Source organism: Streptomyces sp. NPDC014864, assembly GCF_043081525.1.
Lineage (GTDB): Bacteria > Actinomycetota > Actinomycetes > Streptomycetales > Streptomycetaceae > Streptomyces.
On record NZ_JBIBWT010000006.1, the window covers coordinates 239,923 to 262,895 of the forward strand.

23 protein-coding genes and 1 pseudogene are annotated in these 22,973 nt (G+C 71.9%); 15 read left to right on the top strand and 9 right to left on the bottom strand.

All coding sequences use genetic code 11. The annotated features are described in order from the left end of the window. Positions 1-128: 128 nt before the first annotated feature. The 7 genes from ACF1A5_RS13500 to ACF1A5_RS13530 all read left to right on the top strand — a co-directional run bounded on the left by ACF1A5_RS13500 (position 129) and on the right by ACF1A5_RS13530 (position 7,456). Positions 129-1,271 (top strand): carbohydrate kinase family protein, encoded by a 1,143-nt coding sequence (locus ACF1A5_RS13500; RefSeq protein WP_392192978.1) that lies wholly within the window; start codon positions 129-131, stop codon positions 1,269-1,271. Between the two features lie 265 nt (positions 1,272-1,536). After that, the gene (locus ACF1A5_RS13505; RefSeq protein ID WP_392192979.1) at positions 1,537-3,627 is read left to right on the top strand and encodes a glycoside hydrolase family 31 protein; all 2,091 of its coding nucleotides are present in this window, start codon (positions 1,537-1,539) and stop codon (positions 3,625-3,627) included. A gap of 119 nt (positions 3,628-3,746) precedes the next feature. Next, on the top strand, positions 3,747-4,817 hold the full coding sequence (locus ACF1A5_RS13510) for a PhoH family protein (RefSeq protein WP_392192980.1): 1,071 nt from the start codon (positions 3,747-3,749) through the stop codon (positions 4,815-4,817). 14 nt (positions 4,818-4,831) lie between these two features. Beyond that, a complete protein-coding gene (gene ybeY, locus ACF1A5_RS13515) occupies positions 4,832-5,329 on the top strand; it encodes an rRNA maturation RNase YbeY (protein WP_392192981.1) in 498 nt (165 codons plus the stop codon). Continuing rightward, positions 5,326-6,630 carry a hemolysin family protein gene (locus ACF1A5_RS13520; protein WP_392192982.1) on the top strand — a complete coding sequence of 435 codons (1,305 nt, stop codon included), beginning with the start codon at positions 5,326-5,328 and terminating at the stop codon, positions 6,628-6,630. Before ybeY ends, ACF1A5_RS13520 begins: the two co-directional genes overlap by 4 nt. Further along, on the top strand, positions 6,627-6,986 hold the full coding sequence (locus ACF1A5_RS13525; protein ID WP_392192983.1) for an MmcQ/YjbR family DNA-binding protein: 360 nt from the start codon (positions 6,627-6,629) through the stop codon (positions 6,984-6,986). Before ACF1A5_RS13520 ends, ACF1A5_RS13525 begins: the two co-directional genes overlap by 4 nt. Positions 6,987-7,090: 104 nt before the next feature. Next, the gene (locus ACF1A5_RS13530) at positions 7,091-7,456 is read left to right on the top strand and encodes a cytidine deaminase (RefSeq protein WP_392192984.1); all 366 of its coding nucleotides are present in this window, start codon (positions 7,091-7,093) and stop codon (positions 7,454-7,456) included. Positions 7,457-7,575: 119 nt separating this feature from the next. Here the strand turns inward: ACF1A5_RS13530 and ACF1A5_RS13535 are convergent, their stop codons facing one another. Then, on the bottom strand, positions 7,576-7,914 hold the full coding sequence (locus ACF1A5_RS13535) for a P-II family nitrogen regulator (RefSeq protein ID WP_356180933.1): 339 nt from the start codon (positions 7,912-7,914) through the stop codon (positions 7,576-7,578). Then, positions 7,911-9,224, bottom strand: a complete 1,314-nt coding sequence (locus ACF1A5_RS13540) for an ammonium transporter (RefSeq protein WP_392193132.1) — start codon at positions 9,222-9,224, stop codon at positions 7,911-7,913. Before ACF1A5_RS13540 ends, ACF1A5_RS13535 begins: the two co-directional genes overlap by 4 nt. Before the next feature lie 186 nt (positions 9,225-9,410). On the opposite strand from ACF1A5_RS13540, the gene era reads away from it, so the two are divergent. Then, positions 9,411-10,364, top strand: a complete 954-nt coding sequence (gene era, locus ACF1A5_RS13545; RefSeq protein ID WP_392192985.1) for a GTPase Era — start codon at positions 9,411-9,413, stop codon at positions 10,362-10,364. Between the two features lie 61 nt (positions 10,365-10,425). Here era and ACF1A5_RS13550 read toward each other — a convergent pair whose 3' ends face one another. The 3 genes from ACF1A5_RS13550 to ACF1A5_RS13560 all read right to left on the bottom strand — a co-directional run bounded on the left by ACF1A5_RS13550 (position 10,426) and on the right by ACF1A5_RS13560 (position 13,185). Then, on the bottom strand, positions 10,426-11,730 hold the full coding sequence (locus ACF1A5_RS13550; RefSeq protein WP_392192986.1) for a GH1 family beta-glucosidase: 1,305 nt from the start codon (positions 11,728-11,730) through the stop codon (positions 10,426-10,428). A gap of 96 nt (positions 11,731-11,826) precedes the next feature. Beyond that, the gene (locus ACF1A5_RS13555; RefSeq protein ID WP_392192987.1) at positions 11,827-12,093 is read right to left on the bottom strand and encodes a protealysin inhibitor emfourin; all 267 of its coding nucleotides are present in this window, start codon (positions 12,091-12,093) and stop codon (positions 11,827-11,829) included. A 21-nt stretch (positions 12,094-12,114) separates the two neighbouring features. After that, complete coding sequence (locus tag ACF1A5_RS13560; protein ID WP_392192988.1) at positions 12,115-13,185, bottom strand: M4 family metallopeptidase; 1,071 nt, start codon at positions 13,183-13,185, stop codon at positions 12,115-12,117. A 358-nt stretch (positions 13,186-13,543) separates the two neighbouring features. Here ACF1A5_RS13560 and leuA point away from each other — a divergent pair, with 358 nt between their 5' ends. From leuA to ACF1A5_RS13575, 3 genes and pseudogenes are all read left to right on the top strand, one after another. Then, the gene (gene leuA, locus ACF1A5_RS13565; RefSeq protein ID WP_392192989.1) at positions 13,544-15,265 is read left to right on the top strand and encodes a 2-isopropylmalate synthase; all 1,722 of its coding nucleotides are present in this window, start codon (positions 13,544-13,546) and stop codon (positions 15,263-15,265) included. Between the two features lie 184 nt (positions 15,266-15,449). Then, positions 15,450-16,145 carry a TerB family tellurite resistance protein gene (locus ACF1A5_RS13570; RefSeq protein ID WP_392192990.1) on the top strand — a complete coding sequence of 232 codons (696 nt, stop codon included), beginning with the start codon at positions 15,450-15,452 and terminating at the stop codon, positions 16,143-16,145. 212 nt (positions 16,146-16,357) lie between these two features. Beyond that, positions 16,358-16,510, top strand: a pseudogene (locus tag ACF1A5_RS13575) (transcriptional regulator); the annotation flags it as partial. A 17-nt stretch (positions 16,511-16,527) separates the two neighbouring features. Here ACF1A5_RS13575 and ACF1A5_RS13580 read toward each other — a convergent pair. Continuing rightward, positions 16,528-17,466 (bottom strand): dihydrodipicolinate synthase family protein, encoded by a 939-nt coding sequence (locus ACF1A5_RS13580; RefSeq protein WP_392192991.1) that lies wholly within the window; start codon positions 17,464-17,466, stop codon positions 16,528-16,530. Positions 17,467-17,712: 246 nt separating this feature from the next. On the opposite strand from ACF1A5_RS13580, the gene ACF1A5_RS13585 reads away from it, so the two are divergent. The 4 genes from ACF1A5_RS13585 (at position 17,713) to ACF1A5_RS13600 (ending at position 20,723) form a co-directional block, all read left to right on the top strand. Beyond that, on the top strand, positions 17,713-18,381 hold the full coding sequence (locus tag ACF1A5_RS13585) for a DUF1266 domain-containing protein (protein ID WP_392192992.1): 669 nt from the start codon (positions 17,713-17,715) through the stop codon (positions 18,379-18,381). A gap of 150 nt (positions 18,382-18,531) precedes the next feature. After that, positions 18,532-19,281, top strand: a complete 750-nt coding sequence (gene recO / locus ACF1A5_RS13590; RefSeq protein WP_392192993.1) for a DNA repair protein RecO — start codon at positions 18,532-18,534, stop codon at positions 19,279-19,281. A 38-nt stretch (positions 19,282-19,319) separates the two neighbouring features. Further along, on the top strand, positions 19,320-20,159 hold the full coding sequence (locus ACF1A5_RS13595) for an isoprenyl transferase (protein ID WP_392192994.1): 840 nt from the start codon (positions 19,320-19,322) through the stop codon (positions 20,157-20,159). A 30-nt stretch (positions 20,160-20,189) separates the two neighbouring features. Continuing rightward, on the top strand, positions 20,190-20,723 hold the full coding sequence (locus ACF1A5_RS13600; protein WP_392192995.1) for a hypothetical protein: 534 nt from the start codon (positions 20,190-20,192) through the stop codon (positions 20,721-20,723). Between the two features lie 6 nt (positions 20,724-20,729). On the opposite strand, the gene ACF1A5_RS13605 is transcribed toward ACF1A5_RS13600, so the two are convergent. From ACF1A5_RS13605 to ACF1A5_RS13615, 3 genes are all read right to left on the bottom strand, one after another. Beyond that, entirely contained in the window at positions 20,730-21,146 is a 417-nt protein-coding gene (locus ACF1A5_RS13605; protein ID WP_392192996.1) for a Fur family transcriptional regulator, read from the bottom strand. Positions 21,147-21,268: 122 nt separating this feature from the next. Continuing rightward, on the bottom strand, positions 21,269-22,171 hold the full coding sequence (locus ACF1A5_RS13610) for a metal ABC transporter permease (RefSeq protein WP_392192997.1): 903 nt from the start codon (positions 22,169-22,171) through the stop codon (positions 21,269-21,271). Then, complete coding sequence (locus tag ACF1A5_RS13615; RefSeq protein ID WP_392192998.1) at positions 22,171-22,956, bottom strand: metal ABC transporter ATP-binding protein; 786 nt, start codon at positions 22,954-22,956, stop codon at positions 22,171-22,173. Before ACF1A5_RS13615 ends, ACF1A5_RS13610 begins: the two co-directional genes overlap by 1 nt. Between the last annotated feature and the right edge of the window lie 17 nt (positions 22,957-22,973).

Consider the following 22,973-nt stretch of genomic DNA (forward strand, 5'->3'; position numbering starts at 1 on the left):
TTTGCGTCTTTGCGGCCCGGGTAGAAGTGCGCGCTCAACCCCGGGTACGGCGCCCGCTGGTGAGTTCCCCGTCCCCCGCTCGGTGTGGTGCACACTGGCCTGATCCGCACCACGTCAGGGAGCGCACCGTGACCGCGTCCAACGCGTCCGCCGGAGAGGGACCGGAGTACATCGTCGGAACACCGCACGCCCACGCCCAGGTCGACCCCCTGGCCGCCCTGCGCACCCCGGACGACCCGCCGTGGGACGTCTACCTGACCGGCACCGTCTTCCTCGACATCATCTTCACCGGGCTCGACTCCGCCCCGGTGCGCGGGACCGAGTCCTGGGCGCGCGGGATGGGGTCGAGCCCCGGCGGCGTGGCGAACATGGCGACCGCGCTGGCCCGCCTCGGCCTGCGCACCTCGCTGGCGGCCACCTTCGGCGACGACCACTACGGCGAGTACTGCTGGGACGAGCTGGAGCAGGGCGAGGGCATCGACCTCTCGCCCTCGCGCACGGTGCCCGGCTGGCACTCGCCGGTCACCGTCTCCATGGCGTACGAGGGCGAGCGCACCATGGTCTCCCACGGCCACGAGCCGCCCCCGGAGGAGCCCGCCCCGGACTGCCCGCCCCGCGCGCGGGCCGCCGTCGCCTCCCTGACCCCGGGCCGGCGCGCCCCCTGGATCGCGGCGGCCGCCCGGAAGGGCACCCGCGTCTTCGCCGACGTCGGCTGGGACGACACCGGGGCCTGGGACCTGGCCGGGCTCGCCGACCTGGAGCACTGCGAGGCGTTCCTGCCCAACGCCGAGGAGGCGATGCGCTACACGGGCACCGCCTGCCCCCGCACCGCCGCCCACGCGCTCACCGCGTACGTCCCGGTGGCCGTGGTCACCCTCGGCGCGGAGGGCGCCTACGCCGTGGACCGACGCACGGGGGAGAGCGCCGAGGTGCCCGCGATCGAGGTCGAGGCGCTGGACCCCACGGGCGCGGGCGACGTCTTCGTGGCCGGTTTCGTCACCGGCTCCCTGGCCGGCTGGCCGCTGGCCGACCGGCTCGCCTTCGCGGGCCTGACGGCCGCCCTCTCCGTGCAGGAGTTCGGTGGCTCGCTGTCCGCCCCCGGCTGGTCCGAGATCGCGGCCTGGTGGCGCCGGGTGCAGTCGGTGGACGGCCAGGACCCGGCGGGCCTGCGGCGGTACGCGTTCCTGGAGGCCCTGGTGCCCGGGGCGGGCGTCGAGCCGTGGCCGCGCAGGCGGGCCGTGCCGACGATCGGCTTCCGCGGGCCGCGGTGACGGGCCGCCCCGGGGCCCGGCCCTGCCCCGGCACCCTCATACCCGTCTGACGGACCCTCACCGGCCGTGCTCGAGTTCGGCGCGTCTCCATGTCGTTGCGGCCTGCCCGTAAACCGTTCGTGCGATGCTCCGACCCGGAGCCCGGCATTGACAGGTGACGTTTGCTGCTCAATTATCCGCGGAATCAAGCACGATACTGCACGGGCTTCGGCACCTCCTGTCCCATGACCCCCGCCGTGACTCCCTCCGTCGAAGGACATGCGTCGTGCGCAGACCATCACCCAGGCCTCAACTGCTCCTCGCCGCCCTGCTCCTGATCCTCGCCCTCCCCGTCGGCACCTCGGCCCGGGCCACCGCGCAGGCAGCCCCCGAACCCGCCGGCACCCCCCGGGTCCACGCCACCGGCGGCGGACTCGCCCTCACCGTCCCGCGCAGCGGCAACGCCCCCGGCTACACCGTTGATGTGACCGAACGTCAGCTCTCGTTCGCCGTACGCCGGTCCGGCCGCACACTCCTCGCCACCGCGGACGGCGACACCGGAGCCCTGCGCTTCCGCACCGGCGAGGACTGGCAGCACGCCACGCGGCTCACCGACTGGTCCTGGACCAAGGGCGTCCTCACCCTCACCGCCGCCACCACCGCCCCCGGCGCCACCGTCGAGGCCCGCCTCACCCCGCGCGCCGACCGCTACCTGCTCGACTGGCAGGTCCGCGGCACCACTCCCGACCGCCTCGGGCTCGCCTACGACCTGAAGTCCGCCGGGCACTGGTACGGCCACGGAGAGGCCCAGACCCCCAGGGGCGGCCCCGCCACCGACCAGCCCTGGCCGCTCGACACCGGGCAGGTCGTGCACCCGTCCTTCAGTCCCGCCTCCTACTACATGATCGACCCGTTCTGGTTCACCTCCAGCGCCACCGGGCTGCACGTCGACACCGGGCAGGTCATGTCCGTGGGGATCAACGAGAGCGAGGACGGCCTCGGCCGCTTCGACATCGACTCCGCCCAGCCGTACCGGGCGACCGTCTTCGTGGAGTCCACGCCCCTGGAGGTCTACCGCGACTACGTCGGCGTGGTCGGCCGGCCCGCCAAGAGCGACGCCACCGACGCGCAGTACGCCCGGCCGGTGTGGAACTCCTGGGCGCAGTTCTACACCCACGTCGACCAGGCCAGGATGCTCGACTACGCGCAGGACCTGCACGACCACCGCGTGCGCGGGCACACCATCCAGCTCGACGACAAGTGGGAGTCCAACTACGGGAACATGACCTTCGACGAGAAGGCCTACCCGGACCCCAGGGCCATGTCGCGCAGGATCCACGACCTCGGCTTCGACTTCGGCCTCTGGGTGACCCTGTGGATCAACCTCGACTCCGACCAGTACCGGTACGCCGCCGACCACGGCTACCTGCTCAGGGACCGCGCCCATCCGGACGCACCGTGCCGGGTCACCTGGTGGAACGGCACCGCCGGGATCGTCGACCTCGCCGACCCGGACGCCCGCGCCTGGTACGTCGGCCGGCTCAAGGACCTGATGAGCGCCTACGGCATCGACGGGCTGAAGTTCGACACCCGCTTCTTCGACGACCGGTGCGCCCCGAGCCCGGGCCACAAGCCCACCGACTACCAGCGGCTCGGCGCCGAACTCGCCGACGAGTTCGACCTGCAGGGCGTCGGCATCCGCGTCCACTGGGACACCACCGCCCACCGCGCCGGATTCGTCACGCGGCAGGTCGACAAGGGCACCGGCTGGAACTCGCTGCGCGCCTCCGTCACCCAGAACCTGGCCATCTCCACGATCGGCTACCCGTTCGTCACCACCGACATGATCGGCGGCTCCAGCGGCCAGCCCGCCCCGAGCAAGCAGGTCCTGGTCCGCTGGGCCCAGTCCGCCGCCCTGCAGCCGCTGATGTACTCCTCCACCTCGCCGGTCGACACCATCGACGTGACCACCGGCCGGAAGGTGACCTACGACGAGGAGACCGTCGCCCTGTACCGCGCGGCGATCGCGCGCCACGAGCGCCTCGCGCCCTACATCCTCGACCAGGTGCGGCACACCCTGCGGACCGGCGACCCGATCATGCGTCCGCTGTTCTTCGACTTCCCGCGGGACGGGGCCGCCTACACCGTCACCGACGAGTGGATGCTCGGCCCGGCGGTCCTGGCCGCCCCCCAGCTCTCCGACAGCCCCACCAGGACCGTCCACCTGCCCGCGGGCGACTGGTACGACGTCGGGCACGGCCGGCGCATCCACGGCCCGACCACTCTCACGGGCTACGCCACCCCGCTCGGCGTCACCCCCGTCTTCGTCAGGGACGGAGCCCCGGGCGCGGCCGAGGCCCTGCGCGCGCTGCGGTGATCCGTCCGTCGAAAAGCCCTTCGGCCCTGTCACCTCCGCGTCGTACCCTTGGAATCGCGAGGCCGCCCTCAGCTACGCGGCCGTGAAGAGGAGGAACCGCAGGCCTTCAGCGCCGGCCCATGACTCAGACACCCACAGCCAGCAGCCCCGCGCAGGGGCAGGCGAGAGCGCAGTTCACCGTCCCCGCCCAGCACCCCATGGTGACCGTGCTGGGTTCCGGCGACTCCCTCCTGCGCGTGATCGAGAAGGCCTTCCCGGGGGCCGACATCCACGTCCGGGGCAATGAGATCAGCGCGGTCGGCGCCCCGGCGGAGGTCGCCCTCATCCAGCGCGTGTTCGACGAGATGATGCTCGTGCTCCGCACCGGGCAGCCGATGACGGAGGACGCAGTGGAACGCTCGATCGCCATGCTGAAGGCGAGCGAAACCGGGGAGAGCGACGGCCAGGAGACCCCGGCCGAGGTCCTCACGCAGAACATCCTGTCCTCGCGCGGCCGCACGATCCGCCCCAAGACGCTCAACCAGAAGCGGTACGTCGACGCGATCGACAAGCACACGGTCGTCTTCGGCATCGGCCCCGCGGGCACCGGCAAGACCTACCTCGCCATGGCGAAGGCGGTGCAGGCCCTGCAGTCCAAGCAGGTCAACCGCATCATCCTGACCCGCCCCGCGGTCGAGGCGGGAGAGCGCCTGGGCTTCCTCCCGGGCACTCTCTACGAGAAGATCGACCCTTACCTGCGCCCGCTGTACGACGCCCTGCACGACATGCTCGACCCGGACTCGATCCCGCGCCTGATGGCGGCCGGCACGATCGAGGTCGCGCCGCTGGCGTACATGCGCGGCCGCACCCTGAACGATGCGTTCATCATCCTGGACGAGGCGCAGAACACCAGCCCCGAGCAGATGAAGATGTTCCTCACCCGGCTCGGCTTCGACTCGAAGATCGTGATCACGGGCGACGTGACGCAGGTGGACCTGCCCAACGGCACGAAGTCCGGGCTGCGCCAGGTCCAGGAGATCCTGGAGGACGTCGAGGACGTCCACTTCTCCCGGCTGACGTCCCACGACGTCGTCCGGCACAAGCTCGTCGGCCGTATCGTCGACGCGTACGAGAAGTACGACACCAAGCTCGGCACGGAGACCGGCGCGCACAAGGGCGGCCGGGCGAAGTCCGGGCACAAGGGGAAGTAGACAAGCACAGCGCCATGTCGATCGACGTCAACAACGAGTCCGGAACCGAGGTCGACGAGCAGGCGATCCTCGACATCGCCCGCTACGCACTCGCGCGGATGCGCATCCACCCGCTCTCCGAGCTCTCGGTGATCGTCGTGGACGCCGACGCCATGGAGCAGCTGCACGTCCAGTGGATGGACCTGCCGGGGCCCACGGATGTCATGTCCTTCCCGATGGACGAACTGCGTCCGCCGTCGAAGGACGACGAGGAGCCCCCGCAGGGCCTCCTGGGCGACATCGTGCTCTGCCCCGAGGTCGCCGCGAAGCAGGGCGCCGAGGCTCCGACGGAGCACTCCATGGACGAGGAGCTCCAGTTGCTCACCGTGCACGGCGTGCTGCACCTGCTCGGCTACGACCACGAGGAACCGGACGAGAAGGCCGAGATGTTCGGCCTGCAGGCCGCCATCGTGGACGGCTGGCGCGCGGAGAGGGGCCTGACCGGCCCGTCCCCGGCTCCGACCGTCTCATGAGCCCGCAGATCGTCCTCGGCGCGATCGCGCTCGTCGTCGTCGCGTGGCTCGCCGCCTGCGCGGAGGCGGGCCTCGCGCGCGTGTCGAGCTTCCGTGCCGAGGAGGCCGTGAAGTCCGGCCGCCGCGGCAGCGCGAAGCTCGCTCAGGTCGCCGCCGACCCGACCCGCTATCTCAACGTGGCGCTGCTGGTCCGCGTCACCTGCGAGATGGCGGCGGCCGCGCTCGTCACGTACGCCTGCCTCCAGGAGTTCGCGGGCACGGCCGAGGCGCTCGTCGTCGCCATCGCCGTCATGGTCCTGGTCTCCTACGTCGCCGTCGGGGTCTCCCCGCGCACCATCGGCCGCCAGCACCCGCTGAACACGGCGACCGCGGCGGCGTACGTGCTGCTCCCGCTGGCGCGGATCATGGGGCCGATCCCGCCCCTGCTGATCCTCATCGGCAACGCCCTCACCCCGGGCAAGGGCTTCCGCCGCGGCCCCTTCGCCTCCGAGGCGGAGCTGCGGGCGCTGGTCGACCTCGCCGAGCAGGAGTCGCTGATCGAGGACGAGGAGCGCCGGATGGTGCACTCGGTCTTCGAGCTGGGCGACACCCTGGCACGTGAGGTCATGGTCCCGCGCACCGACCTAGTGGTGATCGAGCGCTACAAGACGATCCGCCAGGCCCTCACCCTCGCCCTGCGCTCCGGTTTCTCCCGCATCCCGGTGACCGGCGAGAGCGAGGACGACATCGTCGGGATCGTGTACCTGAAGGACCTGGCCCGCAAGACGCACATCAGCCGGGAAGCCGAGAGCGAACTGGTGTCCACGGCCATGCGCCCGGCGGCCTTCGTGCCCGACACCAAGAACGCCGGCGACCTGCTGCGCGAGATGCAGAAGGACCGCAACCACGTCGCCGTCGTCATCGACGAGTACGGCGGCACGGCCGGCATCGTCACCATCGAGGACATCCTCGAGGAGATCGTCGGCGAGATCACCGACGAGTACGACCGCGAGCTCCCGCCCGTGGAGGACCTCGGCGAGGACCGCTACCGCGTCACCGCCCGCCTCGACATCACCGACCTCGGCGAGCTGTACGGCCTGGAGGAGTACGACGACGAGGACGTGGAGACGGTAGGCGGGCTCCTCGCCAAGGCCCTGGGCCGGGTGCCCATCGCCGGGGCCTCCTCGGTCGTCGAACTGCCCGACGGCCGCGAACTGCGGCTGACGGCGGAGGCCTCCGCCGGCCGCCGCAACAAGATCGTGACGGTCCTGGTGGAGCCGGTCGGACCGGCGGTCCCGCCGGAGGAGACGGGGTCGGAGTGACCCCGCGGGAGCTGCGCGCCCTCTGCCTGTCCTTCGAGGCGGCGGTGGAGGACTTCCCCTTCAACCCCGAGACCTCCGTCTTCAAGGTCCAGGGCCGTCTCTTCGCCCTGACGGCCCTGGACGCCCGCCCGCTGACGGTCAACCTCAAGTGCGACCCGGAGGACGCGATCCGCCTGCGCGCGCAGTACCAGGGCCTGATCGTCCCGGGCTACCACATGAACAAGCGCCACTGGAACACGGTCACCGCCGACGGCGGCCTCCCCGACCGTCTCCTGCGCGAACTCGTCGAGGACTCCTACGACCTGGTGGTGGCGGGCCTCCCGCGCGCCCAGCGCCTGCGCCTGGACCGTCCGTAGGACGTGAGGGACCCGGTACCGGGGCGGGCGGCGGGGTGACCTCGGCGGGCGCGGGTGGGGGCTCCGTGTGCGTGGGGTTCGGTGCGGCTTCGTATGCTCGGGGCATGACCGACAGCAACGCGCTCGATCCCGAGGACCGCAAGATCGTCACCCTGGCCCGCTCGGCGCGGGCCCGCAACGGTGTGCCGGAGGGGGCGGCCGTGCGGGACGACACCGGCCGCACCTACGTCGCCGGGACGGTTCACCTGGCGTCGCTGAAGCTGAGCGCCCTGCAGACGGCGGTGGCGATGGCGGTGGCGTCCGGGGCGCAGTCGCTGGAGGCGGCGGCCCTGGTCAGCGAGACGGAGAGCGTCGAGCCCGGGGACCTGGCCGCCGTCTCGGACCTCGGTGGGCCCAGGACGCCGGTGCTGCTCGCCGGTCCCGACGGAGCCGTCCGGCTGACCGTCCCGGCGGGCCCGGCCGCACAGTAGCCCGCAGATCCGGCCCGTCCCGCCGATCCGGCCGGCTGACGCCGACGACCCCGCCGACCGTGCGTCGGCGGGGTCGTCGGCGTCAGCCGGCCGGTGTTCGTCGCGGTGTGCGGTGTCGCTCAGAGCGCGTCGGGGCCGCGCTCGCCCGTGCGGACCCGGACGACCGTCTCGACGGGCACGGCCCACACCTTGCCGTCGCCGATCTTCCCGGTCTGCGCGGCCTTCACGACCGCGTCGATGACGGCCTCGGCGTCCGCGTCCTCCACGACCACCTCGATACGGACCTTGGGCACCAGGTCCACCCGGTACTCGGCGCCGCGGTAGACCTCCGTGTGGCCGCGCTGACGGCCGTAGCCGCTCGCCTCGGTCACGGTCAGCCCGTGCACGCCGAGCTCCTGGAGCGCGGTCTTGACCTCGTCGAGGCGGTACGGCTTGACGACGGCGGTGATGAGCTTCATGGCTGGGTCTTGACCTTCTGGGCGGCGGAGACGAGAGCGGACGCGGCGACCGGGGCGCCGTGGCCCAGGACCCCGTGATCGTAGGCCGTCTCGGCGTGCACCGTAAGGTCCAGGCCGGTCTGCTCCTCATCCTCGCTCGCCCGGAAGCCCATCGCCCTGTCGAGCAGCCTGCCGAGGCCGTACGTCAGGGCGAAGGCGTACACCGCCACGGCCACCACCGCCACCAGCTGTTTGCCGAGCGGGGCGAGGCCGCCGCCGTACAGGAGGCCCTCGGCGCCGCCGGTCATCGCCTTCACCGCGAACAGGCCGATCAGGAGCGTGCCGACGATGCCGCCCACCAGGTGGACGCCGACGACGTCGAGCGAGTCGTCGTAGTTCAGCTTGAACTTCCAGCTCACGGCGTAGCTGCACAGCACACCGGCGGCCAGGCCGACGACCAGGGCGCCGACCAGGGAGACCGTGCCGCAGGACGGGGTGATCGCGACCAGGCCCGCCACCGCGCCGGAGGCGGCGCCCAGCGTCGTCGGGTGCCCGTCGCGCTTCTGCTCGACGAACAGCCAGCCGAGCAGGCCGGTGCAGCCCGCGGCGAGCGTGTTGAGGAAGGCGGCGGCCGCGAGGCCGTTCGCGCCGAGCGCGGAGCCGGCGTTGAAGCCGAACCAGCCGAACCAGAGCAGCCCGGCGCCCGTCACCACCATCGGCAGGTTGTGCGGGCGCATCGCGTCCTTCCTGAAGCCCAGCCGCGGCCCGAGGACCAGGCACAGCGCCAGCCCCGAGGCACCGGAGGTGATCTCGACCGGAAGCCCGCCGGCGAAGTCGAGGGCGCCCAGGCCGGCCCCGATCCAGCCGCCGGGACCCCACACCCAGTGGGTGACGGGAACGTATACGAGCAGCGCCCAGACCGGCACGAAGACCAGCCACGCCCCGAACTTGGCCCGGTCGGCGATGGCCCCGCTGATCAGCGCTGCCGTGATGATCGCGAAGGTGAGCTGGAAGGTGGCGAACAGCACGGTGGGCACGGTGCCGTGGACGCTCTCCGGACCGAGGCCCGCCATGCCGGCGTGACCGAGCCCGCCGACGAGGCCGGCGAAGGCGTCGTCGCCGAAGGCCAGGGAGTAGCCGCCCGCCAGCCACACCACCGTCACCAGGGCGATCGACACGAAGCTCATCATCAACATGTTGAGGACGCTCTTCGTGCGGACCATGCCCCCGTAGAACAAGGCGAGGCCCGGGGTCATCAGCAGGACGAGGGCGGTGGCGGCGAGCAGCCAGGCGGTGTCGCCGGTGTCGATGTGCGCGGCGGCCAGGGGCACGGATTCCACGGGCGGGTCTCCTCGGAAACGGGGGCTGCCCCGAGCCTCACCGGCCCGCGTTTCCTGTCGCGTACGGCCGTGTTTCCGTGACGTTTCGTGTTGCGCGGGGGTTTCCGGAAACTCACCACGGACGGCCGCGGGACGCGGGGTGCGGCGGGGCTCCGTGGATCAGGGACAATGGTCGCCATGAGCGTGCGTACCCAGTCATCCGAGCAGCCGGCCGAGACCGTTCACCGTGCCGGCTTCGCCTGCTTCGTGGGCCGCCCCAACGCGGGCAAGTCCACCCTCACGAACGCTCTGGTCGGGCAGAAGGTGGCAATCACCTCCAACCGGCCCCAGACCACGCGGCACACCGTGCGCGGCATCGTGCACCGCCCCGACGCGCAGCTGATCCTGGTGGACACCCCCGGGCTGCACAAGCCGCGCACCCTGCTCGGCGAGCGCCTGAACGACGTGGTGCGCACCACCTGGGCGGAGGTCGACGTGATCGGCTTCTGCCTGCCGGCCGACCAGAAGATCGGCCCCGGCGACCGCTTCATCGCCAAGGAGCTGGCGGGGATCAAGAAGACCCCGAAGGTCGCGATCGTGACCAAGACCGACCTGGTGGACCCCAAGGCACTGGCCGAGCAGCTCATCGCGATCGACCAGCTCGGCGAGGAGCTCGGCATCACCTGGGCGGAGATCGTGCCGGTGTCGGCGACCGCCGGCAAACAGGTGGACCTGCTGGCGGACCTGCTGATCCCGCTGATGCCCGAGGGCCCCGCGCTCTATCCCGAGGGCGACCTGACGGACGAGCCCGAGCAGGTCATGGTGGCCGAGCTGATCCGGGAGGCGGCGCTGGAGGGCGTCCGCGACGAGCTGCCGCACTCGATCGCCGTGGTGGTGGAGGAGATGCTGCCGCGCGAGGACCGCCCCGCGGACAAGCCGCTCCTCGACATCCACGCGAACCTGTTCATCGAGCGGCCCAGCCAGAAGGGCATCATCATCGGCCCCAAGGGCAAGCGGCTGAAGGACGTCGGCATCAAGTCCCGCAAGCAGATCGAGGCGCTGCTCGGCACCCCCGTCTTCCTCGACCTGCACGTGAAGGTCGCCAAGGACTGGCAGCGCGACCCGAAGCAGCTGCGCCGGCTGGGCTTCTAGGTTCCGGACCCCCGGCGCGGACCGGTCCGCCGGACAGCGACCCGCCGCCGCCCGGGCGTGGTCACCGCTGTGTCCGCAGCACGTCCCGGAACCAGGCGTACGACGCCTTCGGCGTCCTCTCCAGCGTCTCGAAGTCCACGTGCACCAGCCCGAACCGGCGCGCGTACCCCTCCGCCCACTCGAAGTTGTCCAGCAGCGACCACACGAAGTAGCCGCGCACGTCGACGCCCGCCTCGATCGCCCGGTGCAGGGCGCGCAGATGACCGTCGAGGTAGGCGATGCGCTCCTGGTCGTCGAGGCCCTCGTACGAGCATCCGTTCTCGGTGATCATGACGGGTGGGAGGCGGTCGCCGTAGCGGTCGGAAAGGTGGGTGAGCAGCTCCGTGAGCCCCTCCGGGACCACCGGCCAGCCGAAGTCGGTGACCGGGCGGCCCTCGATCTCGCGCAGCGAGAAGGGCAGTTCGGCGGGCAGGGCCACACCGCCGACCTCGGTCTGCGCGCCCCGCGGTGCGCCCACCCGCGCCGGGGCGTAGTAGTTGACGCCGTACCAGTCGACCGGCTCGGCGACGATCTTCAGGTCCGCCTCCACGTCGCCCGGCATCAGCTCCCCGATGCCGTCCGGGTAGCGGCCGAGCAGCAGCGGCTCGCAGAACAGGCGGTTCAGCAGCAGGTCGTAGAAGTCCGCCGCCGCCACGTCGGCCGGGTCCTGGGACGCGGACCAGGTCGGTCCGTGCGAGTTGGCGATGCCGATGTCCGTGGCCCCGGCCGCGCGCAGCGCCCGGACCGCCAGGCCGTGCGCCAGCAGCTGGTGGTGGGCGACGGGGAGGGCGTCGAACAGCAGCCGCCTGCCGGGCGCGTGCACGCCCAGGGCGTGGCCCAGCAGGGTGTGCTCGGCCGGCTCGTTGAGCGTGATCCACGTCGGGACGCGGTCTCCGAGGCGCCCGGCGGTCACCGCCACATGGTCGGCGAACCGCGCGGCGGTGTCCCGGTCCAGCCAGTCCAGCTCCGCCGGCAGGTCCCAGTGGAACAGCGTCGGCACCGGGCGCACGCCCACCCCGCACAGCTCGTCCACCAGGCGGTCGTAGAAGTCGAGGCCGCCGGGGGAGCTCACCCGGGGCCAGGAGACCGAGAAGCGGTACGCGTTCACGCCGAGGCCGGCCAGGAGCGCCACGTCCTCCCGGTGGCGGTGGTAGTGGTCGCAGGCCACCGCCGCGGTGGAGCCGTCCTTCACCCGTCCCGGCTCGGCCGTGAACGTGTCCCACACGGACGCGCGGCGCTCGTCCGCGGCCCCCTCGATCTGGTGCGCCGAGGTCGACACGCCCCACAGGAAGCCGGCCGGGAACTGCGGTATCGGGTCCGTCGCCATGCGCGGATCATCCGTACCGCCGGTAACGGGTGTCAACGCCCGTGCGGGAAAAGGAAGTTGAGCCCCCGGCGGGCGGGCGTGGGGGGCGGGAGCCGGTCACGCGCCCTCCTTCAGCACGCGTGTGACCAGCTCGCGCTGCTCCCGCGTCAGCCGGGGGTCGGCGAAGTACACCGTCCTGCCGTCCACGGTCAGCTCGTAGCCGAAGCCGTCCGGCACTCCGAGCGGTGGTGTGCCCTGGCCGTCGGCCAGCGCCTTGTCGGCCAGGGCTCGCCACTCGTCGGCGTCGGGCCGCCCCGAGGTGTCCACCTCGGCGTGGCGCTCGATGCCCGCGAATCCGCCCGTGCGCCTTACTTCGATACGCATGGGTCCCTGTCTAGTACGGAACTACAGCGTGCGCACCCCGACCTGCTCCCAGGCCTTGCGCACCGCCTCCAGTTCCTCGCCCTCGCCGTAGCGCTCCCGTGCCGTGGAGAGCGTGAGGGTGGCGAAGTCCGCGAACATCGCGTCCTGCTTGAGCCGGCCGCCGGTCAGCACGTCGTACCAGATCTGCCCGGCCCGCTCCCAGGCGTGGCCGCCGAGCGCGGTGGCCACGAGGTAGAAGGCGTGGTTGGGGATGCCGGAGTTGATGTGGACGCCGCCGTTGTCCCGTCCGGTGCGGACGAAGTCGTCCATCGTCGCCGGCTGCGGGTCCTTGCCGAGGACGTCGTCGTCGTAGGCCGTGCCCGGCTCCTTCATGGAGCGCAGCGCCTTGCCGGTCACCCGCGGGGCGAGCAGTCCGGCGCCGATCAGCCAGTCGGCCTCGGCGGCGGTCTGGCCGAGCGAGTACTGCTTGATGAGCGAGCCGAAGACGTCGGAGAGCGACTCGTTGAGCGCGCCGGGCTGGCCGAAGTACGTCAGGTTGGCGGTGTACTGGGTGACGCCGTGGGTCAGCTCGTGGCCGATGACGTCGATCGGGAGGGTGAAGTCGAGGAAGATCTCGCCGTCACCGTCGCCGAACACCATCTGCTCGCCGTTCCAGAAGGCGTTGTTGTACCGCTCGTCGTAGTGGACGGTGGCGTTCAGCGGCAGCCCGTTGGCGTCGATCGAGTCGCGCTCGTAGGCCTTCAGGTACAGCTCGAAGGTGGCGCCGAGGCCGTCGTAGGCGCGGTTGACGGTCGAGTCCTGGTTGTCCCGGTCGCCCTCGGCGCGGACCTTGGTGCCGGGCAGGTCGGTGCCGTGCCGGGCGTCGCAGATGGTGCGGTGCGGCTTGCCTGCCTCGGCCGCGGCGGGCGCGGCGATCGACGGGGCGCCGATGACCGTGGTCAGCCGGCGGTGGGTGCGCTCGTAGGCGTCGCGTTCCAGGGTGCGGCGCGCGGGATCGGCGAGCGCGGGGTCCTCGTGTCGCGCGAGGCGGTCGAGGACGTGGGGCGGCACGATCGTGCAGAAGACGGGCTCGAAGCCCCCGTTGTGGGTCATGCCCGGCACCATCGCACTCGGTTATGCCAATGTCACTACCCGCAACCATGATTGGTGAAATATCCGGGCACTGGATGTAACGCTCCGTGGCGAAGCGCCAGGGGGCGACGGTCGGCGTGATATGGCGCACTGATTGTCCTATTGGTCCCTCTGGTTTCGCATACTGGGACAGGCCAGCGCATCCGGCGCGGCTCGGTTAGGCTGCGGAGCATCATGCGTTTCGGGCTGCTTCTTCTTAGCTGCCGCGGCGAGGGCCTGTAGTCGAGGCCGACTCCCTCCCCGCGGAGTGTGGCGTTGCGCCGTCGGCCGTCCTTCCGGACCCGCGGACCCGCGGACTTTTCGAGGAGCCCACGCCCCCATGGCCAACCGCCAGCAGCCCAGTTCCCTGCCGATCCGCAAGTACGGCCGGTACGAGCAGGTCGACATCCCCGACCGCACCTGGCCGAACCAGCGGATCACCACCGCCCCCCGGTGGCTCTCCACCGACCTGCGGGACGGCAACCAGGCCCTGATCGACCCGATGTCCCCGGCCCGCAAGCGCGCCATGTTCGACCTGCTGGTCCGGCTGGGCTACAAGGAGATCGAGATCGGCTTCCCGGCCTCCGGCCAGACCGACTTCGACTTCGTGCGCTCGATCATCGAGGAAGAGGGCGCGATCCCCGACGACGTCACGATCTCCGTGCTGACCCAGGCCCGCGAGGACCTGATCGAGCGGACCGTGGAGTCCCTGAAGGGCGCCCGGCGCGCCAACGTCCACCTCTACAACGCGACCGCCCCGGTCTTCCGCCGGGTCGTCTTCCGCGGCTCCAGGGACGACATCCGGCAGATCGCCGTCGACGGCACCCGCCTGGTGATGGAGTACGGGGAGAAGCTGCTGGGCCCGGAGACCGAGTTCGGCTACCAGTACAGCCCCGAGATCTTCACCGACACCGAGCTGGACTTCGCCCTGGAGGTCTGCGAGTCCGTCATGGACGTCTGGCAGCCCGGTCCGGACCGCGAGATCATCCTCAACCTGCCCGCCACGGTGGAGCGTTCGACGCCGTCCACGCACGCGGACCGCTTCGAGTGGATGCACCGCAACCTCTCCCGGCGCGAGTTCGTCTGCCTGTCCGCCCACCCGCACAACGACCGCGGCACCGCCGTCGCCGCCGCCGAGCTGGCCGTGATGGCCGGCGCCGACCGCGTCGAGGGCTGCCTGTTCGGGCAGGGCGAGCGCACCGGCAACGTCGACCTGGTCACCCTGGGCATGAACCTGTTCTCGCAGGGCGTCGACCCGCAGATCGACTTCTCCGACATCGACGAGATCCGCCGTACGTGGGAGTACTGCAACCAGATGGAGGTCCACCCGCGTCACCCGTACGTGGGCGACCTGGTCTACACGTCCTTCTCCGGCTCCCACCAGGACGCCATCAAGAAGGGCTTCGACGCCATGGAGGCCGACGCGAAGGCCAAGGGCGTCACGGTCGACGACATCGAGTGGGCGGTCCCGTACCTGCCGATCGACCCCAAGGACGTCGGCCGCTCCTACGAGGCCGTCATCCGCGTCAACTCGCAGTCCGGCAAGGGCGGGGTCGCGTACGTCCTGAAGAACGACCACAAGCTGGACCTGCCGCGCCGGATGCAGATCGAGTTCTCCAAGATCATCCAGGCCAAGACGGACGCCGAGGGCGGCGAGGTCACGCCGAAGGACATCTGGGCGGCCTTCCAGGACGAGTACCTGCCGAACCCGGAGAACCCCTGGGGCCGCATCCAGGTCAGGACCGGCCAGTCGACCACCGACACCGACGGCGTGGACACCCTCACCGTCGAGGCCACCGTCGACGGCGAGGACACCGTGCTGACCGGCTCCGGCAACGGTCCGATCTCGGCCTTCTTCAGCGCCCTGGAGTCCATCGGCGTCGACGTACGCCTGCTCGACTACCAGGAGCACACGATGAGCGAGGGCGCCTCCGCGCAGGCCGCCTCGTACATCGAGTGCGCCATCGAGGACAAGGTCCTGTGGGGCATCGGCATCGACGCGAACACGACGCGTGCGTCGCTGAAGGCGGTCGTCTCGGCCGTCAACCGCGCGGCCCGCTGACCACTCCCACCGGCGAATTCGGGACCCCGGCCGCCCACCGCGGCGGCCGGGGCCCCGTCGTATCTCGGCCATGTGCCCGCGGAGGTCACGGAAAGGTCTCGTCCGGGGTACTGACTCCGCCTCACCTATGTGGCTAACATCACGCCTGCGCGGCAATGTTGCCGTGGGGTTACGGAGGTGCGACGTGCTGCCTGGACGGGGACGAGACGGCCGTGTGGTCCGGCGCGCGTGCGTGCTGGGCACCCGGACCGCGTGGTCGGCCGTCGGCGACGGCGAGTTCTTCTGCCCCGGCTGCGGCGGCGACCGCAACTACCAGCGCCTGAGCGGGCGCCGGCGCTTCACCGTCCTCGGCATGCCCCTGCTGCCGCGCGGTGTGACCGGGCCGGTCGTCGAATGCGCCGCCTGCCGCGGCCACTTCGGCACCGACGTCCTGGACCACCCGACCACCATCCGCTTCTCCGCCATGCTCCGCGACGCCGTGCACACCGTCGCCCTGGCGGTGCTGGCCGCCGACGGCACCTGCGCCCGCCCCGCGCTGGAGACCGCCGCGGCCGCGGTCCGCGCGGCCGGCTTCGACGACTGCACCGAGGAGCAGCTCGCCGTCCTGGTCGAGGGACTCGCCGCGGACACCGGGCGGGTCCACGGGCAGCCGTGCGGCCCGGGTCTGGCCATAGAGCTGCACGAGGCGCTCGACCCGCTCGCCCCGCACCTCGCCCCCGCCGGCCGCGAGTCCATCCTCCTCCAGGCCGCCCGCATCGCCCTGGCCGACGGCCCCTACACCCCGGCCGAACGCGACGCCCTGACCACCGTCGGCGCGGCCCTGACCATCTGCACGGACGACGTCACCCGCCTCCTGGCAGCGGCCCGGACACCGTCCTGACTCCGTCTCCACCGGTTGGATCCAGCGGCGGAGGCCGCGTCAGCGACTCCGGCGATGTCGCAACGAGCTGGAGAAGCGCGACTCCGACACATATGTGCTCGTGAACCGGGCCATCTGGGTTCTTGCCTGCCACGGTCCCGCCGAGGGGCGTCCCCTGGTCGATCGGATCAAGGGATCGGCCCTGCACAATCTCGAGGAACGGCGCAGGTGGCGAGCGTATGGGAGTGAGCAAAGGCCGCGTCTCACAGATCGAGAGCGGCCAGGTTTCCGGAACGGAGGTCGTGGCCCGCTACGTCGAGGCGCTGGGAGGCAACCTCGTGACGGTCGCGGTCTTCGCCGACGGAGAATTGCGGAAGGTCGGCTGACCGGAAGAGACGGACGCCTAGAGCAACCCGGCAGCCGATAGGAACTTCCCCACGTGTTCCACCTCTTCCGGTGACAACGGGATCTGCGGGTCCGCCGTGGACGGGCAGGCGATGACGCCCCGCAGGTGCAGGGCGGCCTTGAAGGCGCCGAGGGCCGAGGAGCCCGGGCCCATGCGGGCCGGGTCGCCGGCGCCGGTCATGCGGAACAGGGCGGCCAGACGCTCCTGTTCCGCGCGGGCGCCGTCCCAGTCGCCCGCGCGGGCGAGGCGGTAGAGGCGTACGTAGCCGTGCGGGTCGACGTTGGCCAGGCCCGGCACCGCCCCGTCCGCGCCCACCGCGAGGGCGGCGTCCGTGATCAGCTCGGAGCCGGTCAGCACGCTGAAGGCGGCGGTCGCCGGGTCGGTACGGGCGCCCGTGACGACCTCCCGGAAGCCCCCCAGATCGCCGCTTGAGTCCTTCAGCCCCGCCAGGACGCCCTCGGCCGCCAGCTCCAGGACCACGGCGGCCGGAAGCCGGGCGGGCACCGACACCGGGATGTCGTAGGCGAGGACCGGGACCGGGCTGCCGGCCGCGACCCGGCGGTAGTGGCGGGCGATCTCCGCCGGGTGGTGAGTACGGGCGTAGAACGGCGCGGTGACCACGACCGCCTGCGCGCCCGCCGCCGTGACCGCCGCGACGTGCTCGAGCACCCGCGCGGTGGTCATGTCGATCGCCCCGGCCAGGACGGGCAGCTGCCCGCCGACGTGCGCGACGACCGCCTCCACCACCTGCCGTCGCTGCCGGTCCGTCAGGAAGGCCGCCTCGGACGTCGACCCGAGCAGGAACAGCCCGTGCACCCCGCCCTCCACCAGATGGTCGACCAGCCGCAGCAGCGAGGGCACGTCCACCTCGCGGTCGGGGGTCAGGGGCGTGCACACGGGCGGGACGACACCCGTCAGCGGGGTGGGAAGAGTCATGAGGACCTGTATAGCCGCCCGCCGCGCCGGGACACGTCGCAGACGCGAGCTCCCCACGGCCCCGACGAACTCCGCGCCCCCTCGGCGGCGGCCGGAAGTGGGACCGCGCGGCGGAGCTGGTGCGGGCCACCCCGGCCGATCGGCTCAGCACGGCCACGGCGCGCACCAGTGCCCGCGGCCGCGGCGAGGTGCCGTGAGCCGAGAGGTCTCACCGGCCGGGAAGCTCCTGCCGTAGGGTGCGGGCGCATGAGTTCGTGGAACGTGTCGACATTGCTGAACATGTCGCGGCTGTCGAGGTGGAGGAGGCCGCGGGCCAGTCGCCGCTACCCGGTCCCGCTCACCCGGCACCAGTTGTGGATGGTCTCGTTGAGCGCGCCGGTGAGCCGTGGCCCGGAGGCCTCGCGGACCACGCTCTACCCGCTGCGGCGGATCGACGACGACAGCTCCCGGCGGTGGCTGGCCGACCAGTGGGAGATCACCACCCCGCGGGAGCTGGCCGACCGGCTCGACTGGCTGGCGGGCGCCGGCTACCGCACGCGGGCGCACCGGCTGCTCGGCGTCGCGCCGCTGGCCTGGGACGCCGCCCTGTACGCGGACATCTCCCGCCGGGGCTTCGCCGCCGGGCTGATCACCGAGGCCGACGCGTGGACGGCGCTCAAGAACATCGTGCCGTCGGTCGCGGGGACGTACGGCTCCTGGCGGGAGTACGCCGACCACTATCTGCTGGGGCGGAAGGTGTGGCGGGACGACCTCAGGGGCCGTACCGGCGCCGTAGGTGCCTCCGACGCCGCTCTCCCCGCTCCGCAGGCCGTCGCGGACGCCCATCTGCGCTCCCTGCTGGACCCGGGGAACCGGGCCAGCCCGTGGAACCTCGCCCCCTGGGACGTCATACGTCACCCCGACCGCCCACGCTGACCCCGTACGCGACAATGGGGCCATGAGTCTGTTCCGCGACGACGGCATCGTGCTGCGCACCCGGAATCTGGGTGAGGCGGACCGGATCATGCTGTGCTCTCCCGGGGGACGACCCCCGGACCCCCGGCCGGACTGCGGCGGGGGTGCGCGATGAGTCTCTTCCGCGACGACGGCATCGTCCTGCGCACCCAGAAGCTCGGCGAGGCGGACCGGATCATCACGTTGCTCACGCGCGGGCACGGGCGGGTGCGGGCGGTGGCGCGCGGGGTGCGGCGGACCAAGTCCAAGTTCGGCGCCCGGCTGGAGCCGTTCTCCCACGTCGACGTGCAGTTCTTCGCGCGGGGGAGCGAGCTGGTGGGCCGCGGGCTGCCGCTGTGCACGCAGAGCGAGACCATCGCCCCGTACGGCGGCGGGATCGTGGCGGACTACGCCCGCTACACCGCCGGGACGGCGATGCTGGAGACCGCCGAGCGGTTCACCGACCACGAGGGGGAGCCGGCCGTGCAGCAGTACCTGCTGCTCGTCGGCGCGCTGCGCACCCTCGCCCGCGGCGAGCACGCCCCGCACCTGGTGCTCGACGCCTTCCTGCTGCGCTCGCTGGCCGTCAACGGCTACGCCCCGAGCTTCGGCGACTGCGCCAAGTGCGGAATGCCCGGTCCGAACCGGTTCTTCTCGGTGGCGTCGGGCGGCTCGGTCTGCGTCGACTGCAGGGTGCCCGGCAGCGTCGTACCCTCACCGCAGACCCTGGAACTGCTGGGCGCGCTGCTCACGGGAGACTGGGAGACCGCGGACGCCTGCGAGCCGCGGCACGTCCGGGAGGGCAGCGGGCTGGTGTCCGCCTATCTGCACTGGCACCTGGAGCGCGGGCTGCGCTCCCTGCGCTACGTGGAGAAGTCCTGAACGACACGACGTCCTGACACGAAGGAGACGAGAGACACATGGTGGTAAGCGGGTTCCTGGGACGCCGGCGCCGCGAGTACAAGGCGCCGGAGCCACACCCGTCCGGTGCCCGCCCGCCGAAGCTGCCCGGCGAGCTGGTCCCCGACCACGTGGCGATCGTCATGGACGGCAACGGCCGCTGGGCCAAGGAGCGCGGCCTGCCCCGCACCGAGGGCCACAAGGTGGGCGCCGAGCGCGTGCTGGACGTGCTCCAGGGCGCGGTCGAGCTCGGCGTCCGCAACATCTCCCTGTACGCCTTCTCCACGGAGAACTGGAAGCGCTCGCCCGAAGAGGTCCGCTTCCTGATGAACTTCAACCGCGACTTCATCCGCAAGACCCGCGACCAGCTCGACGAACTGGGCATCCGGGTGCGCTGGGTGGGCCGTATGCCCAAGCTGTGGAAGTCGGTCGCCAAGGAGCTCCAGACCGCCCAGGAGCAGACCAAGGACAACGACCGGCTCACCCTCTACTTCTGCATGAACTACGGCGGCCGGGCCGAGATCGCCGACGCCGCCCAGGCGCTCGCGCAGGACGTGAAGGCGGGCCGTCTCGACCCGTCGAAGGTCAACGAGAAGACCCTCGCGAAGTACCTGTACTACCCGGACATGCCGGACGTGGACCTGTTCCTGCGTCCGAGCGGCGAGCAGCGCACCTCCAACTACCTGCTCTGGCAGAGCGCCTACGCCGAGATGGTCTTCCAGGACGTGCTGTGGCCGGACTTCGACCGGCGCGACCTGTGGCGGGCGTGTCTCGAGTTCGCCTCCCGCGACCGGCGCTTCGGCGGCGCCATCCCGAACGAGGAACTGCTGGCCATGGAGGGCCGCAGCGAAGACAGTTGATCACTGCCGCTACGATTCCGCCTCATGGTCATGGACATGAACACGGGGCGGGATGCCGCGCGGGACGGGGTCGAACTGGTGTACCAGCCGACGGTGGGGGACTACGCGTCGGCGCTGCGGGCACGCAGACGGGCCGGGCGGCTGGGCCGTATGCAGCGATGGCTGCCGTACGTTCTGCTCGTCTGCGGCGGGCTCGAGGCCGCCCTCGTGATCGCCGGACGCCGTGGTTCGGTGAACGTCGTCGTGTACGCGCTGGTCGCCGCCTGCCTGGTGTGGTTCACGCCGTGGCTCCAGGCGCGGCAGGTGCACCGGCTGTCCCAGCGGCAGGGCACGTTCCGCGCGACGGTCACGGAGGCCGGTCTGGCCCTGAGCACCGACCACACCACCGCCTCCGTGGACTGGGTCGCGCAGCCGCGCTACGCGGAGACCCGGGAGGCGTTCGTCCTGCTGAGCGCTGACAAGAACGCTGTCGGGTTCACCATGCTGCCCAAGCGCGGCCTGAGCGACCCCGCCGAGGCGGACCGGCTGCGGGAGATCCTCGACCGCAACCTGACCCGCGTCTGATCCGCGTCAGCGGTCCGCCGCCGCGCACTCCGCGCAGGTGCCGAAGATCTCCACGGTGTGGGCGACGTTGACGTAGCCGTGCTCCGCGGCGATCGCCTCGGCCCACTTCTCCACGGCCGGCCCCTCCACCTCGACGGCCTTGCCGCAGACGCGGCAGACGAGGTGGTGGTGGTGCTCGCCCGTCGAGCAGCGGCGGTAGACCGACTCGCCCTCGGAGGTGCGCAGCACGTCGACCTCGCCGGCCTCGGCGAGGGACTGAAGGGTGCGGTAGACGGTGGTGAGCCCGACCGAGTCGCCCTTGTGCTTGAGCATGTCGTGGAGGTCCTGCGCGCTGCGGAACTCGTCGACCTCGTCGAGGGCCGCCGCGACAGCGGCACGCTGCCGGGTGGCGCGGCCCTTCACGGGCGGTCCTGCGGTCGTCACCGGATGCCTCCTACTCGATGGCCCGTTCACCTGCTGGGTGCGCCTGCCGGCACGCCCCGTCGGCTCCCGCACGGCCACGTCTGCGCCTGCCGGGCCATTGTGCCAGCCCGGACCGCGTGGGGTCAGACGCCGACCTCGTCCGCGGCCCCCCGGGTGGCCGGAATCGCGCACTCCGCCGGGTCCCCGGAGGGCCGCCCGGTGTCGAGCGCCCGCGCGCGCCGCCGGGCCAGCGGTGCGGCCAGCGCCGTCAGCGCGACGAAGGCCGCGATGGTCAGCAGCACGATCGTCGCGCCGGGCGGGACGTCCTGGTAGAAGGAGGCGACCGTGCCGCCGATCGCGACGACGACGCCGATGCCGACGGAGATGGCGAAGGTGGCCGCGAAGCCGCGGCTGAGCTGCTGGGCGGCGGCCACCGGGACGACCATCAGCGCCGACACCAGCAGCAGTCCGACCACCCGCATCGCGACCGACACCGTGACCGCCGCCGTGACGGCCGTGAGCAGGTTCAGGGCGCGCACCGGCAGGCCGGTCACCCGCGCGAACTCCTCGTCCTGGCTGACCGCGAAGAGCTGGCGGCGCAGGCCCACGGTGACCACCACGACGAAGGCGGCGAGCAGGCAGATCGCCGTCACGTCGGACCGCGAGACCGTCGACAGCGAGCCGAAGAGGGACGACATCAGGTTCGCGTTGGAGCCGCCCGGGGCGAGGTTGACGAGCAGCACGCCGCCGGCCATGCCGCCGTAGAAGAGCATCGCCAGGGCGATGTCGCCGCGGGTCCTGCCGTACCAGCGGATCAGCTCCATCAGCACCGCGCCGAGCACGGAGACGGCCGTCGCCATCCACACGGGGGAGGCGGACAGCAGGAAGCCGAGGCCGACGCCGGTCATCGCCACGTGGCCGATGCCGTCGCCCATCAGGGCCTGGCGGCGCTGCACGAGGTAGATGCCGATGGCGGGGGCGGTGATGCCGACCAGGACGGCGGCGAGCAGCGCCCGCTGCATGAAGTCGTAGTTCAGGAGGTCCATCAGCTCAGCAGTCCCGTCCGGATCGGATCGGCGCCCGGGGCGTCGTGCGGGTGTACATGGTCGTGGCCGGGCAGGGCGTGCTGGCCGACCGCCTTCGGCGGCGGGCCGTCGTGCAGGACGCAGCCGTCGCGCAGGACGACGGCCCGGTCGATCAGCGGCTCCAGGGGACCCAGTTCGTGCAGGACGAGCAGCACCGTCGCACCCGCCGCCACCTGCTCCCGCAGAGTGCGTGCGAGCACCTCCTGGCTGGCCAGGTCGACGCCGGCCATCGGCTCGTCCATGATCAGCAGTTCGGGTTCGGCGGCCAGCGCGCGGGCGATCAGCACCCGCTGGTGCTGGCCCCCGGAGAGGGCGTGCACGGAGTCCCTGGCCCGGTCCGCCATGCCGACCTGCTCCAGGGCACGCCGTACGGCCGTGTGGTCGGCCTTGCGGAAGACGCCGAAGCGGGTGCGGGAGAGCCGACCCGAGGAGACGACCTCGGTGACCGTCGACGGCACCCCGCCCGCGGCGCTGGTGCGCTGCGGGACGTACCCCACGCGCGCCCAGTCGCGGAAGCGGCGCAGCGCGGTGCCGAACAGCTCGATCTCGCCCGCGCCGACCGGCACCTGGCCGATGGCGCTGCGCACGGCCGTCGACTTGCCCGAGCCGTTCGCGCCGAGCAGCGCGACGACCTCGCCGCGGCGCACGGTGAGGTCGATGCCGCGCAGCACGGGGCGCGACCCCAGTTCGGCGCGGACGCCGCGCAGCGCTATGACGGGCTCGTCCACGACGTTGGTGACGTCCATGACGTCCTCCCTCACGG